The sequence below is a fragment of the Marinomonas posidonica IVIA-Po-181 genome (genome assembly GCF_000214215.1).
GTDB classification, from domain to species: Bacteria; Pseudomonadota; Gammaproteobacteria; order Pseudomonadales; family Marinomonadaceae; genus Marinomonas; species Marinomonas posidonica.
In genome coordinates this window covers 1,703,327-1,719,566 of the sequence record NC_015559.1, presented here as the reverse complement: position 1 = coordinate 1,719,566, position 16,240 = coordinate 1,703,327, and the positions used below count along the sequence as shown (strand labels likewise).

The following is a 16,240-nucleotide window of genomic DNA, read 5'->3' as shown; positions in this document are numbered from 1 at the left end:
TTGCCCTACTGCACCACATCCCTGTGGTTATGCGTTGCTCTTATTACCCACATCCATGTAAGCATACGGGTCTTTCAGAGAAAACGTCCTACTGCGTTGCGACTCTTTGAAAGGTACCTACATTCCTTCAGAGTCGCGCCTTATTTGACGATTTCTCTGAAAGACTGAGGCTTAGTAGACTTATTCGTACCTTTCCTAGGTTTTCTGGTACTGTACCTGCTAAGTAAGTATTAGTACTAAGGCACCTACATAATAAACGATTAGAATTACGCTTTAATTAGTGTCATTCAAATTTCAACAAAAGGTTTTATAGGAATATAATATGGAATTTATAGCGCCCCTCATAAGCATATTAGGTGTAATGAGCCTTGGCATAATGAGCCCTGGTCCAAGTTTTGTATTAGTGGCACGAACAGCGGTAGCCAACTCTAGAGCCGACGGTTTAGCAGCTGCTCTAGGTATGGGAGTTGGTGCTCTATTTTTTGCAACTTTGGCACTTTTGGGGTTACAAGCAGTATTGTTAAATATACCTACTCTATACATGGCGTTAAAAATACTAGGCGGAGCCTATTTACTCTACCTTGCTGTTGTAATATGGCGAGGCTCAAAACAGACTGTTGATATTGTTAATGACTCAGGTGAAAAGCCAAATAAAGTTTACCAATCGTTCAAAATAGGGCTGATTACTCAACTAAGCAACCCTAAGACAGCTATATTTTATGGAAGTGTTTTTGCAGCTTTACTTCCTACCAATTTGTCTATTTCGGTGATACTTATTTTAGCTCTAATGTTATTTATACTTGAAGCTGGCTGGTATGCTATTGTTGCTTTAGCACTCTCTTCACATTCTCCTAGGAAAATATATTTAAATTTAAAAACAGTTTTAGATCGCGTAGCAAGTTTTATTATTGGTAGCTTAGGCTTGAAATTAATTATCGAGGCAAGTTCAGAGTAAAATCAACAAGCATATTTGTGAAATATATAAAAGTTAACACTTCTATTATCAATAGTTGCATGAAATGGCTTTATAGCAATATGTAAGATATAAAAAAACCTCCGATAAAATAAAAAATTAATAAGGTGGGTAAATTGACCTCGCCAATTTCTTATCAAAAAGGTTTGAGCTGTAAGAATAAAACAGAAATAGGGTAAGTAATTCTTGTATATCTTGAATGCACCTTACTGAAAGTGGTAACTAATCCATGCTAGCTCAAAGGACTTATGGTATATGCAAAACTTAGTCTTTAAATATTTGGATACATGACCAAAGCTTAACCCCCTCTGATTATTTATTCCCCACCCTACGTAAGTACACTCCCTATTTCTGGGGGCAGATTTTGCCTTTTACTATTGAAAATTTCAGCATAAATGGTTCTGTCGTAGAGTTGACCAAGTAAATCAATGTGTTGATGTTGTCTAAGGCACCACTGGCTTGCTCTGCCGTTTCATCTGTTAGCGCTTGCTGAGCTTCTTCACCCATAATGATTAAGTTAGCCGTGTTGATACCACTTTGGGTGCTGCTGCTTTGGCTGAACTCGGTTTCCCCTTAGCCCATATTGCCTAGAAAAGATCACCAAGAAAATTTGAGAAAATGGCTAAAGGTTCGGATTTACTGGCTTTGTGAGGTACATGGCCTGATAAATAATTTTGACGCTTCAAAAAAATGCAGGCAGAATTCACTCATGGGGTTGCGAACACCCCGTGAGGCGCCAGCCTAAGACTCGCATCCAACTCTTTATTAATGAATAGTACAGCTCTTTTTGTATTATTAGCTAATGCTAATTTTAATATATTAGGTCTGTACTAAGAAAGGATGTTTTATGGCCTCACCTACTGAAATTACCGTAAGTCAACTATCTCGCCTTATCGGCACTCCTAATGCTCCTGTTATTATTGACGTTAGAATAAACGAAGACTTTGATCTTGACCCACAAATAATACCTACTGCAATTCGGTGCCCGCATTTAAAAGTTGCAGAATTAGCACCTAAATTAAACGCTCAAAGAGTTGTGATTTATTGTCAACAAGGTAAAAAGATTAGCCAAGGCTCCTTAGCGATATTGCGCTCCATGGGAGTTGCAGCTGAAAGCCTCGAAGGTGGTCATTTTGGCTGGCGAGATGCAGGCCAAACGCTAATTCCATACGATAAACTTCCCCAAAAAAATTTAAATCAGCAAACGGTTTGGGTGACTAAACAAAGACCCAAAATAGACCGTATCGCATGTCCATGGTTGATAAGAAGGTTTATTGATCCACAAGCACAGTTTCTATTCGTTGCTGCTTCTGAGGTATTAGGTGTTGCAGAAAAATTTAATGCGACTCCTTTTGACGTTGAAGATGTCTTTTGGAGCCATCGTAGTGAACTATGCACCTTTGATGTAATGGTCGAAGAATTTGAGATAAAAACTCCCGCTATACTCCATCTTGCCAAAGTAATTAGAGGTGCTGATACCAATAGACATGATCTTGCCCCGGAATGCGCTGGACTTTTGGCAGCTTCGTTAGGGTTATCACGTATGTATCGAGATGATAATGAACAGCTCGATGCCGGAATGCTTTTGTACGATGCATTTTATCGATGGGCTCGTGATGCGAGTAATGAAGGCCACGATTGGCTAACAAATAATAAAAAAGGATAATTTGATAATGAAAAACAAGCATCAAAAAAACAATCCTACTCAATCGGTTACACTAATAGAGTCCTTTATCTATTGGTTGAAACTTGGCTTTATTAGCTTTGGTGGCCCGGCAGGTCAAATAAGCATGATGCACCAAGAACTAGTAGAGAAACGTCGCTGGATTTCTAATAAACGCTTTTTACATGCACTGAATTACACCATGGTGCTTCCAGGCCCCGAAGCACAACAATTAGCCACATATATTGGTTGGCTCATGCATGGCGTTCGCGGTGGGATAATGGCAGGAGTCTTATTTGTACTACCCTCTTTATTTATTCTTATAGCGCTCACTTGGGTCTACTTAGCCTACGGAAATGTTCCTGAAATTGAAGGCATTTTATACGGAATAAAACCAGCAGTGACGGCTATTGTCTTGTTTGCCGCTTATCGAATTGGCTCAAAAGCTCTCCCTAATCCTGTATTAAAATTAATAGCCATATTAGCTTTCGTCGCGATTTTTGCTTTGAAAATTCCTTTTCCTTACATTGTCATAGCTGCAGCTTTAATAGGGATTCTAGGCTCTCGATTTGCCCCTGAGTATTTTCAGACAAGTAATCATCACGGCGATGAAAATATAAATTTCGGGCCGGCAGTAATCGATGATGAAACACCCGCCCCAGAACACGCTAGTTTTAAATGGCGTCGGATGTTTACCTTTCTGGTTATTGGACTTTTACTTTGGCTTACAGGAATGGGAGTACTTACAGTAATGTATGGATGGGAAGGTACACTGACTAAAATGAGTTTGTTTTTCACAAAGGCTGCCTTAGTGACATTTGGTGGAGCATATGCTGTTTTACCTTATGTTTATCAGGGAGGTGTAGAACAATTCACCTGGTTAACAGGATCTCAAATGATCGATGGTTTAGCGCTGGGAGAAACGACACCAGGCCCTTTAATTATGGTCGTATCATTTGTTGGGTTTGTAGGCGCATGGACTAAAGAAGTATTCGGGCCTGAAATGCTTCCGTTGGCTGGTGCGATAGGCGCAATTGTTGCCGCTTTCTTTACTTTTTTACCTTCATTCATCTTTATACTCGTTGGTGGGCCTGCGGTTGAAGCAACACGAGATAATTTGAAATTTACCGCGCCATTGACCGCAATAACAGCCGCTGTGGTAGGTGTGATTTTAAACCTAGCAGTGTTCTTTGCGCTGCATGTACTTTGGCCTGAAAGCCAAGATTTTAATCTTTCAGGAAGATTTGAGTGGTTTGCATTGCTAATTGGTACGGCAGCATTCATTGCTTTGATAAGGTTAAAGCTAGGAATCATGACAGTGATTATAATAAGTGCTTTGCTTGGCTTGATTTATCAGTTTTTAAGCTAATGCCGACATTAAAAAAATCACTTTGCTTTCTTGGTTTTAGTTTTTACTTGACCTGATAGATACTCGTATTTTTACAGGTGTTTGTTAGTCGTCCCTGAAAAACCTAAATTCAGATAATAAGTGCGACACTGCTAATCAGGTGTAGAAGAAGCCAACTGCGAGAGAATAGCCTTCGCGATGAGACGAATAAACAATCGTCTAAGGAAGTGTTTAGGGTTCAAGCAGCCAGCCATTATTTTTAAACAGATGTGTTTAGCTGCTTGAAATGAAAAGTGTCGCACTTCGACTTAAATTCAGGCCTTTCAATTAATGAGGGAAACAAACTCCCTCCATGAGGCGATAGTATTTTGAGACTTCTATAATCCCCCACTTTATACCTTTACATTTTAATAAAATGCACCCTACAAAAATAAAAAAAGGCCACAACACCTAAGTGTTGTGGCCTTCTTCAAGCGATTTAGGCTAAATCTATTACATCATGCCGCCCATGCCACCCATGCCGCCCATGCCACCCATGTCTGGCATAGCTGGTGCGTCTTCTTTTGGAAGATCCGCAATCATAGCTTCAGTGGTGATCATTAGACCTGCAACAGACGCTGCAGCTTGAAGTGCAGAACGTGTTACTTTCGCTGGATCTAGGATACCCATTTCCAACATGTCGCCGTAAACACCAGTCGCTGCGTTGTAACCGTAGTTACCTTCGCCTTGCTTCACCTTGTCTACCACAACAGACGCTTCATCACCTGCGTTAGTCACGATCTGACGCATTGGCGCTTCCATTGCACGAAGTGCTAGCGCGATACCAACGTTCTGATCTTCGTTGTCACCTTCTAAGCTAACCACTTTCGTCAATGCGCGAACCAGAGCAACACCACCACCCGCAACAACACCTTCTTCTACAGCCGCGCGAGTCGCGTGAAGCGCATCATCAACACGAGCTTTCTTCTCTTTCATCGCGACTTCTGTTGCTGCACCGATCTTGATAACCGCAACACCGCCAGCCAATTTAGCAACGCGCTCTTGTAGCTTCTCTTTATCGTAGTCAGAAGAAGAGTTCGCGATTTCTGCACGAATTTGCTCAACACGAGACGTGATGTTCGCCGCTTGGCCTGCACCGTCTACTATGGTTGTGCTTTCTTTTGTCAAGGTAACACGTTTCGCAGTACCTAGTTGCTCTAGTGTTGTGCCTTCAAGGCTTAGACCAACCTCTTCAGAGATCACAGTCGCACCAGTTAGGATCGCGATGTCTTCCAACATAGCTTTACGACGATCACCAAAGCCAGGCGCTTTTGTCGCCGCCACTTTCACGATACCGCGCATGCTGTTTACCACCAATGTCGCCAAGGCTTCGCCTTCAACGTCTTCAGCAACAATCAATAATGGACGAGACGCTTTCGCAACGCCTTCCAATACTGGTAGCAAATCACGGATGTTAGAAATTTTCTTGTCAACCAATAGGATGAATGGGTTTTCAAGTTCCGCACTCATGGTTTCTTGGTTGTTAATGAAGTAAGGAGATAGGTAACCGCGGTCAAACTGCATACCTTCTACTACCGCTAGCTCATCTTCAAAGCCAGAACCTTCTTCAACGGTAATAACACCTTCTTTACCAACACGCTCCATGGCTTCTGCGATGATCTTACCAACCGACACATCAGAGTTTGCTGAGATAGTACCGACTTGCTCAACCGCACGAGTGTCGGTACAAGGTGTAGACAAGGCTGCGATTTCAGTTACAACAGCCGCTGCCGCTTTGTCGATACCACGCTTAAGATCCATTGGGTTACGACCCGCTGCAACCGATTTAAGACCTTCGGTTACCAAAGCTTGCGCCAATACAGTCGCCGTCGTCGTACCGTCACCCGCTACATCGTTCGCTTGTGACGCCACTTCTTTTACCATTTGCGCGCCCATGTTTTCGAATTTGTTTTCCAATTCGATTTCTTTCGCAACGGTCACGCCGTCTTTTGTCACCAAAGGCGCACCGAAAGATTTTTCGATGACAACATTACGACCCTTAGGCCCTAAAGTAACTTTCACTGCATCGGCTAGTACATTAACGCCTTTCAGCATTTGCTGGCGTGCACTGTCTCCAAATTTAACTTCTTTAGCTGACATGCTCTAATACCTTTTAACTGTTTTAATGTTACAAAAATAAATAGGAAGGATAAGACGAATTAGGCTTCAATAACGCCGTAAATTTCATCTTCTTTCATGATAAGCAGTTCTTCACCGTTGATTTTTACTGTCTGGCCTGAGTATTGACCAAAAAGCACAGTGTCACCAACGCTAACAGCAAGTGCACTGACATCGCCATTAGACTGAATACGGCCAGTGCCCACAGCCAAAACCTCACCTTGTGTTGGTTTTTCTGTAGCAGATCCAGGTAGGACGATACCAGATGCGGTTGTTGTTTCTTCTTCTTTACGGCGAACAACGACACGATCGTGCAAAGGACGAATATTCATCAATCATTTTCTCCAATTAAAACAATACCAGGACTCCCCTGGCAGGACTTATCTCGCTCAGTTGCGAGAATCTCTATCGGACTTTTATATACGGTTGCTAATTTATTTTTCAACCCATCCAATAAATTATTTTTTATCAATTAAATCATTATCTTCGTTAGCATACTCGCCTTCGATGATCTCACCCTCATGGGTAGATTCATAATGACCACGAGTACGCCACTGAGTACCCCGCGCCATCACAGAGCTCATCAACTTAACCACTAAACCAGCCGCGAACAACTTACGCAGCACTGGAATCAGCAACAAACCACCAATGGCATCCGTGACAAAACCAGGAATCAACAAACACAAACCTGCAAACAGCAACATCACGCCTTCGGCAACTTCTGATGCCGGCAGTTCACCACGGCTCATTTTTTCTTGAGCCTTTAAAGAGGTTTCTAAACCTTGCTTACGAATCAAACTCACCCCTACAATGGCTGTCAGAAAGACTAAGCCCACTGTCGCCAAACTACCGATTTCACTGCCAACTTGAATCAACACAGTCATTTCGATAATGGGCACAAGGATAAATAGTAATAACGCGAATCTCATGATCACCTTCTTTTGTTTTTGACTTAACCTATAACTATGGGCAACACCGTGACTAATCAAGCAATGACGCATTTTAAATCTCAAGTATTTCTGATTTTGCACCAGTCACAAGCAGGAGAATGCCTAAGCTATGGAGAAATCGCCAAATTAGCGGGGTTTCCAGGTTACGCACGACAAGTTGGCCAATTACTCAAGAAATTACCCAAAGACACCAAACTGCCCTGGCACCGAGTCGTCAATGCCCAAAAGTGCATTAGCTTCATGGAAGGATCTGAGGCCTATTTTCGTCAAAAAGAAAAATTAGAGGCCGAAGGCTGGATCATTATTGGCAGCAAGCTTAAGCACAAAGACCAATAACATCATCGAGGCAACAGCCATCCCAAGCAGATGACTGTCTTTACCCAAAAATCAGTCTCGGAAGTTATTAAACTGCACGGGTTGTGACAAGTCCGCGCCACGCAGCAATGTCATGACCTGTTGCAGATCATCACGTTTTTTACCTGTGACACGCAATTGATCCCCTTGAATTTGCGCTTGCACTTTGATCTTGCTGTCTTTGATCATTTTGACAATTTTTTTCGCTTCCGCCGCCTCGATGCCTTCTTTCATCTTGACCGCTTGTGACACACGCATATTGCCTTTCTCAATGTCTTCTTTTTCAAGACTCTTCAGATCGATACCTCGATTTACCAGCTTTTGATTCAAAATATCTGACAATTGACGAAGCTGAGGTTCAGCTTCAGCCTGCATAACAACACTGGATTTATCTTTAATTTCAAAGCTGGCTTTGACGCCTTTAAAGTCATAACGCGTTGTAATTTCTCGGTTTGCTTGGTCCACGGCGTTACTAACTTCGTGCCAGTCCAATTCAGAGACCACATCAAATGATGGCATTTTCTGCTCCTTTGCATTTTCAATCAGTTCGTTTGGCGCGATAATAGCAAGAATTGAAATAAAACACCTAATGGATCAAGTTATGAAACCATCTCCTTGGTTAGTGGTTGGCTCTGGCGCCATCGGCCTATTTTGGGCCTGTAAGCTAAAAAGTCTCGGCCACAAAGTGCATCTAGTTTATCGAAGCACCGACCCCGGAAAAAAAATCACCCTCGACTCCTTAGTGGATGAAAGCGGACAACAGCAAGCCGAAACACAGACGTATAAAATAAAAACATTCACCGCCAGCACACTCGAAAAGCAATACCAAAAAGTACTCTTATGCACTAAGTCATTTGACCTTGTGGAAGCCTATCAACAAGTGTCTGAGCACCTCAGTGATGAAGCGGACATCGTCTGCCTATGCAATGGTTTAGGCGCACAGGATCAATTACAAAAGCAAATAAAACCAGAACAAACTTTATGGGCAGGCGTGACCAGTGAAGGGGTACTCAAAATTGAACCTAATCACATTAAGCACACAGGATTAGGCGACACCTACTTTGGCCCTTGGTTGCCCTCAGAAGCCGAAAAAGCCTTTCCGTTAGAAGGCTTTGAAGTACAAAACATTCACCAAAGAATTCTCGAAAAGCTGGCTGTTAACGCCGTCATCAACCCGATTACCGCCATCTTCAACCTACATAACGGGGATATTTTAAACGACGAATTTCAAACCTTAATGCAAGCCACTCTGACGGAATTGGAACGCGTCTTTACTCACCCTAAATTTGCTTACGCTAAGCACAGTCAGCATTTATCTTATGACAATTTAAAAAACCGTGTCAGTACCGTCGCCAAACTCACCCGATTGAATCGCTCCTCTATGTTTGAAGACATGCGATTGCAAAGACAAACCGAGAACGACTTTATTTCTGGCTTCTTAATGAAAAACAGTCCGGTCAAACTGACCGTACAAGCGCTTCTGTACGAAGGCATCAACCAACCAGACTCTCGCCCTGAGGTACAAAAAAAGCTGCTAAGTCTTACTTAGCAGCTTTTGATCAAAAGACATTCTCTTAGAAAAATTACAACTTAGTAATTTTTTCCTTGGTCAAAGCAATTTTTTTATCTTTGTACAAAGCACCCAGTGCTTTTTTGTACGTTGCCTTACTCACCTTGAACACCTTATAAATGGCTTCCGGCGACGCTTTATCGGTCAATTCAGATTCCCCACCTTGTGAGTCCAAATAATCCAATACATCGTCCAAGATGTTACGCACTTTTTTGTAGCCCACTTCTTGAAGACTCAAATCGATTTTTCCGTCTTCGCGCATCTGCTTAATATAGGCTGTGGCTTTCTCGCCTTTGTACAACTGACGAAAAGCGTCTTCGAAGAACAACACCCCCCAAAAACGATTATCAATCACGCATTTGAAGCCGATGTTGGTTTTATCACCAATCACCACGGAGACTTTATCACCGACGCGATAAGGCGCTTCTTCACGGTTCAACAAAGGATCAACCTTGGTTGTCGCGACAATACGATTGGTAATTTGATCAAGGTAAATAAACAATAAATGCGTTTCACCTTCTTCCACGCGGTTTTTTTGCTGACTAAAAGGCACCAATAAATCTTTTGGTAATCCCCAATCAAAAAACGCACCCACTTGATTGACCGCAACCGATTTCAATGCCGCAAACTCACCCACTTGCGCTTTCGGGAGTTCCGTCGTCGCAATGAGCTTGTCATCAGAATCAAGATAAACAAACACATCAATTTCTTGGCCAATTTCCACCTGCTTTGGCACGTAGCGTTTTGGCAGCAGAATCTCACCCAATGGATCAGCATCCAAATAGACGCCAAACTCTTTTTCTTTAACGACTCTTAAGGTATTTAAGCGTCCAATTTGTGTAGCCATGGTTTCTCCGGCAAGGATTTTTTCACGCACTATACTGACTTATCCGTCGAGCGCAAGATTAGTTTACATTCATGCAAGCTTTAAAAATGTCTTCCAGTTTATTTCGTCCCAAAGCTTCCATTTTAGCGATATTTTCATCCGGTATTTGAGCCGTATTCCCATAAAATTCAATGGCCTTATCCAAACTGGCCTCTCGTAATATGTGCAGCATAGGATAAGGAGAACGGTTAGTATAATTAGACACATCCTCTTCTTCTGCCCCAGCAAAACAATAATCTGGGTGAAAGGTGGCCAACTGGTAGACACCTTCACACCCCTGATCAAACATCAGGTTCTCAGACACTTCGACAAAATCCAAGTAACGCTGAAAATCTTTAAATAAGGTCGGAAAAATAAGCAGTGTGGTTTCCGTTTCGGCATGCTCGTCTAACCACTGAATTTCAGACATCAACTCTTCTAAGGCGACATCTGTTTTTTTCGAACGCAATACAACAAGACGTACACTGTCTCTTTCCACTTCTCGCTTGGCAAAGGGGCAAACATTGTGACCCACAATAAAATCCTTCACCCAATTCATTGTTTGGCTGACCACCAAATCATCTGATAACAACATACAGTATCTTCTTAGTAGTGACATTAACCACCATATTAAAGACCAGGCGTAAACACACCCGCTTTAAAACGGCTTTTGATTTCGAAACAACATAAAACAAGGTATCATTCTGCCCATTAGCCTTTTGTCGAGTTTAGCGGCATAAGGCACTCCTTTTCCTGCAACAGAGAGTTTACATGTCATTTGCTGAGTTAGACCTAGATTACACGATCGAAGAAGCAATCAATAGCCTAGGTTTTGAAACACCTACTGAAATTCAACAGCAAGCCATCCCCGTCATTTTGGAAGGCTCCGACCTTTTGGCAACCGCCCCAACTGGCACAGGCAAAACCATCGCTTTTTGCGCACCCGCCGTGCAACATGTTTTAGACCGTGACGAAACATCCACCACCGCCCCTAAAGTTCTTATTTTAGCGCCTAGCCGCGAACTTGCTCGACAAATTTTCAATGTCATCGGCGGATTAACACAGCATACTCGTATTCAATCTCAGCTAATCATTGGCGGCACACCTTATGGCATGCAGCAACAACAATTAAGCGAACCTTGTGACATTCTTGTTGCAACACCAGGCCGCTTGGTCGAACTTGATGAAAAACAATGGTTAGACTTAACGGATGTAAGCTACTTCGTCATTGATGAAGCAGACCGCATGTTAGACATGGGCTTTGTGAATGCCATCAACAAGATCGCCAAAGAACTACCACAGGAACATCAAACCCTGATGTTCTCAGCCACGTTGGAAGGTGAAAAAATGGGCCGCTTTGCCAGTGCTTTATTAAGCCCTGAGACAGAGCAAATTCGTCTTGGCGAATCATCTCGCACCGTGCCCAACCAAATTCACCAAGTCGCCTATCGTGTTGACGATGATGCTCATAAAGAAGCCATGCTTAAGCATCTACTCAATAAAGAAGGCGTACAACAAACCGTGGTTTTTGTCTCCAATCGTGATCACGTGGATGTGTGGGTACAAAAAATTCGTAACATGAACATCATGTGTGATGGTTTGCACGGTGAAATGAAACAAGGTGATCGCAGCGAACATTTAAAGCAAATGAAACGCGGACGCTTGCAAGTGCTGGTCGCCACTGATGTGGCATCACGTGGTATCGACTTGCCAGAAATCAATACTGTGATCAACCTACGCTTGCCCCGTAAAGCCGACTCTTATATTCACCGTGCCGGTCGCGCTTCGCGAGAAGGCGCGCCAGGCGAATGCATTTCCTTGATCGACATTAATGATTTGCCGATGATCGAAAAAATTCAGCGTTTTATGCAGACCAATATTAAATTTGGTCGCATTGAAGGACTAGAAGCCAAAACCAAGGCCAGATCTCCACGTTTCAAGAAGAAAAAGAAAAAAGCTAAGAAGTAAGAGAGACACCCTACTTGCCAGCTTTTCTAGACAAAAATACCGTCCTTATGACGGTATTTTTTGACCTTAAAGAAGCGCTAATCAAACTTTAAAGTGTGTTGTTTACGCTTCGCTTTGGTTTCTAGGTACTGACGGTTATGCTGATTTACATGCACTTTCGTTGGCACCAACTCAACCACATCAATGCCATGCTCTTTCAATTGTTGAGCCTTATCTGGATTGTTTGTCAATAACCTAACCTTACTCACACCTAACGCGAGTAACATATCTGCGGCGACACCAAAATCACGACCATCGTCTGGTAAATGCAACATTTCATTGGCTTGATAAGTATCATAACCTTGATCCTGCAAAGCATACGCTTCTAACTTTGCATACAAACCAATGCCACGACCTTCCTGACGAAGGTACAGAATGTAACCGCCTTCTTCATTAATACGGTCAATGGCTTCATCAAGCTGCTCACCACAGTCACAACGACCAGAGCCAAACACATCTCCGGTTAAGCACTCTGAATGCAAACGAACCAGTGGCACATGGTCCTCTTGCTGCTGTTGTCCTTCAAAAAATATCCCTATGTGCTCTTTGCCTGAATCATCACCATCAAAGGAAATAAACTCAGCACTCACGTCGCCCGCCCGAACTGGGATCATCACGCGACGCTTAATGGTTAAATCTGTCATTACTGCTCTCTCTAGGGATTATTTATGACGCAAAGTATAACGCCCTTACATTTGGTCAAATATGAAAAAATCAATGCTTTAGCTTGGAAATATCCCATTACATCAAATGCTCTAGGGGTAAAGAAGTGCTCTCTTTTACACTGCGCAATAGAAAACTAGATTGCACACCGGTTACACCAGGAATTCGTGTTAATTTTCCCAATAGAAAGTCATGATATTTTTCCATATCTTCCACCACAACCTCTAATAGGTAGTCACAGTTCTGACCTGTAACCAAGTTGCAATTTCTGACCTCTGGAAAACAATCAACCTGCTCTTCAAACACACTAAAACGATCTGGTGTGTGTCGGTCCATGCTAATTTGTAGAAAAGCCGTCAGCTTTAGACCCAGTTTCTTTTGATCCAGCAAGGTAACGCTACGATCAATCACACCCGATTCTTCTAAAGCCTTCACACGACGCAGACAAGGCGACGCAGACAAGCCAACTCGGTCGGCCAACTCCTGATTTGTTAAGCTAGAATCTTGCTGTAACTCACGTAAAATATTCAAATCAATCTTATCAAAACCCAAAACATCCGCCTTATATTGCTAAATTATTTTACATATACGCAATATACTGCCATTTGGACCAAAACTTCCATAAAAAACGCAATCTTTTACCCTAAAAAATTCGCTATGATAGAAACATAGAGAAAAGCCTGAAAAAGTAACGCATAAATCTTTTTCAATACTATCTGTTTCAAACCGGAGCTTATCCGCTCCTTAACATAAGAAGGGAAAGATCATGACCTCTTTTGATCACACTAAGTACAGAGCATTCGAGCCTGTCGCCATTGAGAATCGCACTTGGCCTGACCAAGAAATCACCAGCGCCCCAATTTGGTCAAGCGTTGACCTGCGCGATGGCAACCAAGCACTGGTTGAACCAATGACAGTGGAACAAAAGAAACAATTCTTCGCCCTGCTTGTGGACGTAGGCTTCAAAGAGATCGAAGTGGGTTTCCCGGCCGCATCGCAATTGGATTTCGACTTCGTCCGTTGGTTAATTGAAGAAAACCAAGTTCCTGACGATGTCTACATTCAAGTCTTAACGCAAGCACGCCCAGAATTGATTGAGCGTACTTATGAGTCACTAAAAGGCGCGAAAAAAGCCATCGTACACGTTTACAACTCAACCTCTAAAACTCAGCGTGAGCAAGTCTTCCGCTTGGGCAAAGACGGCATCAAAGAGATTGCCGTGAAAGGCGCTCAATGTGTTAAAGAACATGCGGCGAAACACCCAGAAACGGAATGGGTATTTCAATACTCACCTGAAAGTTTCACCGGCACCGAAACCGATTTCGCCATTGAAGTCGTTGATGCCGTCATCGACGTATGGCAACCAACACCGGATAACAAAGCCATTATTAACCTACCAGCCACAGTCGAAGTGGCCACGCCAAATCGTTTTGCTGACCAAATCGAATACTTCTGTCGCAATGTGAAACAACGTGACAGCATGATCATCAGCTTACACACTCACAACGACCGAGGTTGTGGTGTGGCGGCGGCAGAACTTGGCTTGATGGCGGGTGCCGATCGCATCGAAGGCACCTTGTTAGGCAATGGCGAAAGAACCGGCAACATGGACGTGGTCACCATGGCCATGAACATGTACAGCCAAGGCATTGATCCAGAGTTAGCATTAGGCGATATGGACCGCATCATAAGTGTCGTCCAAGCTTGCACCTTATTACAAGTTCACCCGCGCCACCCTTACGCAGGCGAATTGGTGTTTACCGCTTTCTCTGGCTCTCACCAAGACGCCATCAAAAAATGTTTGGCAAATCAGACCGATGACAAACCTTGGGACGTGGCCTACTTGCCAATCGATCCTCGTGATGTTGGTCGCAGTTACCAAGAAGTCATTCGCGTCAACAGCCAATCTGGTAAAGGTGGTGTGGCTTATACTCTTGAGCAAGAATATGGCTTGGCATTGCCTCGCTGGTTGCAAGTTGAGTTCAGTCCGATCGTACAACAGTTTGCTGAACAAGATGGTGGCGTGGTGAATGCCGAATCAATGAAAGGCTTATTTGAGTCCCGCTTTATGACAGGTGATAAACCTTACCAACTGGGTAAATACGATCACGCCAAAGACGATGTGGATACGGTTCATGCTGAGCTAAACAGTGATTCGGGCGTGATAAACATTACCGGTACAGGCAATGGCGCGTTGTCTGCTTTCAGTGAAGCCTTGGGCAAACACTTTGGCATGCGCGTTGATATTATCCAGTATCAAGAGCACGCTCTAACCGTCGGCAGCGATTCACAAGCCATCGCATATGTGCAAGCCAATATCGATGGTGATCGATTCAATGGTGTTGCCATCGATAGTGATATCGTTTCGGCCTCAGTGCAGGCCTTAATGGCAACCGTAAACCAGAAAATCCTACAGAATACGGACGCCAATGTCGCTTAACTAGGTCGACTCTTGGTCATCTATTTCTAAAGCGCTGATGCCATAGAAAAGCCAACATGTTAAACATGTTGGCTTTTCTTTTGACACTTTCTTCACCCTAGTATGATGCCTCACGCTTGCATCTTAATGTGCTTTTTTCTTTTGATCACTCAACCTTCCCTACCTTAAAACACAAAATGCCTCATAAACTTCACAGAATGAATGTACAAGTTAGCGACGGTATAGCTTAGGATTGTTTCATTACGCTTAGTGAGTTTCTCGATACGCAGTACTTGGTACTGGCTTTTCTAGGAGCACACAACCTCATTGAAAAACAGAACGGTTAGAGAAATTCAACATGCTAACGAGCAGCGACTGAGTACCAAAATAACGAATGGTTTTTTTCCTCATATGCCCTTCATCTCAACCACAAAGTTAAAAGTTTAATTTTTTAAACGAAACAAATGAATAAAAATAAACTCAAATTGGTTTAGTATTCTTAACATGGATATTTCAGATCGCATTCGACAGAAAATGACAGAACACCACCTTAGAGCCGTTGACCTAACAAAAATGACAGGTGCGACCAAAGGATCGGTTAGCCAATGGCTAAACGGCATTTCATCGCCTGGTGGTAAATACATCATCCCACTCACAAAAGCGTTACAATGTGATGCTAACTGGTTATTTGGTGGCGTGTCGGCCAGCCGACAAACTTCATCCCATCCACAGCATGATACTTCTTTCAACCCCAGCTTTATCAGCAAACAAGTTCCTATTATCAGCCACGAGCAAGCTGAAACTTGGCGTGACTTTACCGACAAAGCAAGCCTTAAAGAACAATTAGAGTGGGAATACGCCCCAGCAGCCATTAGTCATCAGGCGTTCTGGCTTAAAGTCACAGGCGACAGTATGGTGTCTCCTGTTGGTCATAGCATTAGCGAAGCTCACATCATCTTGGTTGACCCTTGCATGCAAGCTCAAAACGGTGACCTGGTGGTAGCAAAGGTCAGCGCCACAAAAGAAGTGACCTTCAAGAAATTAATCATTGATGCAGGCCAAACTTACCTCAAACCACTGAACCCAAATTACCGACCAATCGAAGTCACAAACAACTGTCGGGTAATTGGTGTTGTCAGAGAAGCCAGATTAAAACTGTAAATCATCCAACCAAGTCTCTCGAATAAAAAAGCGAGCTTGCCTCGCTTTTTTCACACCCAGCCGCTCAAACAAAATGAAAGTTTACTTTTGCATGCTTTTCTTATGGCCAC

The 16,240-nt window shown here is 43.1% G+C and carries 16 protein-coding genes and 1 pseudogene; 9 read left to right on the top strand and 8 right to left on the bottom strand.

The features are described 5' to 3' along the window. Positions 1-322: 322 nt before the first annotated feature. From MAR181_RS08115 to MAR181_RS18745, 4 genes and pseudogenes are all read left to right on the top strand, one after another. Positions 323-955, top strand: coding sequence for a LysE family translocator (locus tag MAR181_RS08115; protein ID WP_013796112.1), 633 nt, complete (start codon positions 323-325; stop codon positions 953-955). 865 nt (positions 956-1,820) lie between these two features. Continuing rightward, positions 1,821-2,639 carry a chromate resistance protein ChrB domain-containing protein gene (locus tag MAR181_RS08110; protein WP_013796111.1) on the top strand — a complete coding sequence of 273 codons (819 nt, stop codon included), beginning with the start codon at positions 1,821-1,823 and terminating at the stop codon, positions 2,637-2,639. Positions 2,640-2,646: 7 nt separating this feature from the next. Then, positions 2,647-4,005, top strand: a complete 1,359-nt coding sequence (gene chrA, locus MAR181_RS08105) for a chromate efflux transporter (RefSeq protein ID WP_013796110.1) — start codon at positions 2,647-2,649, stop codon at positions 4,003-4,005. A 165-nt stretch (positions 4,006-4,170) separates the two neighbouring features. Next, a pseudogene (locus tag MAR181_RS18745) lies at positions 4,171-4,269 on the top strand (IS30 family transposase); the annotation flags it as partial. Between the two features lie 207 nt (positions 4,270-4,476). Here the strand turns inward: MAR181_RS18745 and groL are convergent. From groL to MAR181_RS08090, 3 genes are all read right to left on the bottom strand, one after another. Further along, positions 4,477-6,123: a chaperonin GroEL gene (gene groL / locus MAR181_RS08100; protein WP_013796109.1), complete on the bottom strand. Its 1,647-nt coding sequence runs from the start codon at positions 6,121-6,123 to the stop codon at positions 4,477-4,479. Positions 6,124-6,182: 59 nt separating this feature from the next. Continuing rightward, entirely contained in the window at positions 6,183-6,473 is a 291-nt protein-coding gene (locus tag MAR181_RS08095; RefSeq protein ID WP_013796108.1) for a co-chaperone GroES, read from the bottom strand. Between the two features lie 126 nt (positions 6,474-6,599). Next, the gene (locus tag MAR181_RS08090; protein ID WP_013796107.1) at positions 6,600-7,070 is read right to left on the bottom strand and encodes an FxsA family protein; all 471 of its coding nucleotides are present in this window, start codon (positions 7,068-7,070) and stop codon (positions 6,600-6,602) included. A 48-nt stretch (positions 7,071-7,118) separates the two neighbouring features. On the opposite strand from MAR181_RS08090, the gene MAR181_RS08085 reads away from it, so the two are divergent. Beyond that, entirely contained in the window at positions 7,119-7,427 is a 309-nt protein-coding gene (locus MAR181_RS08085) for an MGMT family protein (protein ID WP_245546227.1), read from the top strand. A 51-nt stretch (positions 7,428-7,478) separates the two neighbouring features. Here MAR181_RS08085 and MAR181_RS08080 read toward each other — a convergent pair whose 3' ends face one another. Further along, positions 7,479-7,964: a YajQ family cyclic di-GMP-binding protein gene (locus MAR181_RS08080; protein WP_013796105.1), complete on the bottom strand. Its 486-nt coding sequence runs from the start codon at positions 7,962-7,964 to the stop codon at positions 7,479-7,481. 82 nt (positions 7,965-8,046) lie between these two features. Here MAR181_RS08080 and MAR181_RS08075 point away from each other — a divergent pair, with 82 nt between their 5' ends. Continuing rightward, positions 8,047-8,994, top strand: a complete 948-nt coding sequence (locus MAR181_RS08075; protein ID WP_013796104.1) for a ketopantoate reductase family protein — start codon at positions 8,047-8,049, stop codon at positions 8,992-8,994. 34 nt (positions 8,995-9,028) lie between these two features. On the opposite strand, the gene MAR181_RS08070 is transcribed toward MAR181_RS08075, so the two are convergent. Together MAR181_RS08070 and MAR181_RS08065 are read right to left on the bottom strand one after the other, a co-directional pair. Further along, on the bottom strand, positions 9,029-9,862 hold the full coding sequence (locus MAR181_RS08070; RefSeq protein ID WP_013796103.1) for a CvfB family protein: 834 nt from the start codon (positions 9,860-9,862) through the stop codon (positions 9,029-9,031). Positions 9,863-9,920: 58 nt separating this feature from the next. Further along, the gene (locus tag MAR181_RS08065; RefSeq protein ID WP_013796102.1) at positions 9,921-10,475 is read right to left on the bottom strand and encodes a DUF1415 domain-containing protein; all 555 of its coding nucleotides are present in this window, start codon (positions 10,473-10,475) and stop codon (positions 9,921-9,923) included. 176 nt (positions 10,476-10,651) lie between these two features. On the opposite strand from MAR181_RS08065, the gene MAR181_RS08060 reads away from it, so the two are divergent. Then, positions 10,652-11,848 (top strand): DEAD/DEAH box helicase, encoded by a 1,197-nt coding sequence (locus MAR181_RS08060; RefSeq protein ID WP_013796101.1) that lies wholly within the window; start codon positions 10,652-10,654, stop codon positions 11,846-11,848. A gap of 77 nt (positions 11,849-11,925) precedes the next feature. Here MAR181_RS08060 and ribA read toward each other — a convergent pair whose 3' ends face one another. Both ribA and MAR181_RS08050 read right to left on the bottom strand, forming a co-directional pair. Then, positions 11,926-12,531, bottom strand: a complete 606-nt coding sequence (ribA, locus tag MAR181_RS08055) for a GTP cyclohydrolase II (RefSeq protein ID WP_013796100.1) — start codon at positions 12,529-12,531, stop codon at positions 11,926-11,928. A gap of 97 nt (positions 12,532-12,628) precedes the next feature. Continuing rightward, a complete protein-coding gene (locus MAR181_RS08050; protein ID WP_013796099.1) occupies positions 12,629-13,102 on the bottom strand; it encodes an Lrp/AsnC family transcriptional regulator in 474 nt (157 codons plus the stop codon). 214 nt (positions 13,103-13,316) lie between these two features. Here MAR181_RS08050 and leuA point away from each other — a divergent pair, with 214 nt between their 5' ends. Both leuA and MAR181_RS08040 read left to right on the top strand, forming a co-directional pair. Further along, a complete protein-coding gene (leuA, locus tag MAR181_RS08045; RefSeq protein ID WP_013796098.1) occupies positions 13,317-14,990 on the top strand; it encodes a 2-isopropylmalate synthase in 1,674 nt (557 codons plus the stop codon). Between the two features lie 483 nt (positions 14,991-15,473). Beyond that, positions 15,474-16,130: a LexA family protein gene (locus MAR181_RS08040; RefSeq protein WP_013796097.1), complete on the top strand. Its 657-nt coding sequence runs from the start codon at positions 15,474-15,476 to the stop codon at positions 16,128-16,130. The last annotated feature ends 110 nt before the right edge of the window (positions 16,131-16,240 follow it).

Bases quoted from the DNA above. Each gene is read 5' to 3' on its own strand.
- MAR181_RS08115 (WP_013796112.1), top strand. From the start codon at position 323: ATGGAATTTATAGCGCCCCTCATAAGCATATTAGGTGTAATGAGCCTT.
- MAR181_RS08110 (WP_013796111.1), top strand. From the start codon at position 1,821: ATGGCCTCACCTACTGAAATTACCGTAAGTCAACTATCTCGCCTTATC.
- chrA (WP_013796110.1), top strand. From the start codon at position 2,647: ATGAAAAACAAGCATCAAAAAAACAATCCTACTCAATCGGTTACACTA.
- groL (WP_013796109.1), bottom strand. From the start codon at position 6,123: ATGTCAGCTAAAGAAGTTAAATTTGGAGACAGTGCACGCCAGCAAATG.
- MAR181_RS08095 (WP_013796108.1), bottom strand. From the start codon at position 6,473: ATGAATATTCGTCCTTTGCACGATCGTGTCGTTGTTCGCCGTAAAGAA.
- MAR181_RS08090 (WP_013796107.1), bottom strand. From the start codon at position 7,070: ATGAGATTCGCGTTATTACTATTTATCCTTGTGCCCATTATCGAAATG.
- MAR181_RS08080 (WP_013796105.1), bottom strand. From the start codon at position 7,964: ATGCCATCATTTGATGTGGTCTCTGAATTGGACTGGCACGAAGTTAGT.
- MAR181_RS08075 (WP_013796104.1), top strand. From the start codon at position 8,047: ATGAAACCATCTCCTTGGTTAGTGGTTGGCTCTGGCGCCATCGGCCTA.
- MAR181_RS08070 (WP_013796103.1), bottom strand. From the start codon at position 9,862: ATGGCTACACAAATTGGACGCTTAAATACCTTAAGAGTCGTTAAAGAA.
- MAR181_RS08065 (WP_013796102.1), bottom strand. From the start codon at position 10,475: ATGTTGTTATCAGATGATTTGGTGGTCAGCCAAACAATGAATTGGGTG.
- MAR181_RS08060 (WP_013796101.1), top strand. From the start codon at position 10,652: ATGTCATTTGCTGAGTTAGACCTAGATTACACGATCGAAGAAGCAATC.
- ribA (WP_013796100.1), bottom strand. From the start codon at position 12,531: ATGACAGATTTAACCATTAAGCGTCGCGTGATGATCCCAGTTCGGGCG.
- leuA (WP_013796098.1), top strand. From the start codon at position 13,317: ATGACCTCTTTTGATCACACTAAGTACAGAGCATTCGAGCCTGTCGCC.
- MAR181_RS08040 (WP_013796097.1), top strand. From the start codon at position 15,474: ATGGATATTTCAGATCGCATTCGACAGAAAATGACAGAACACCACCTT.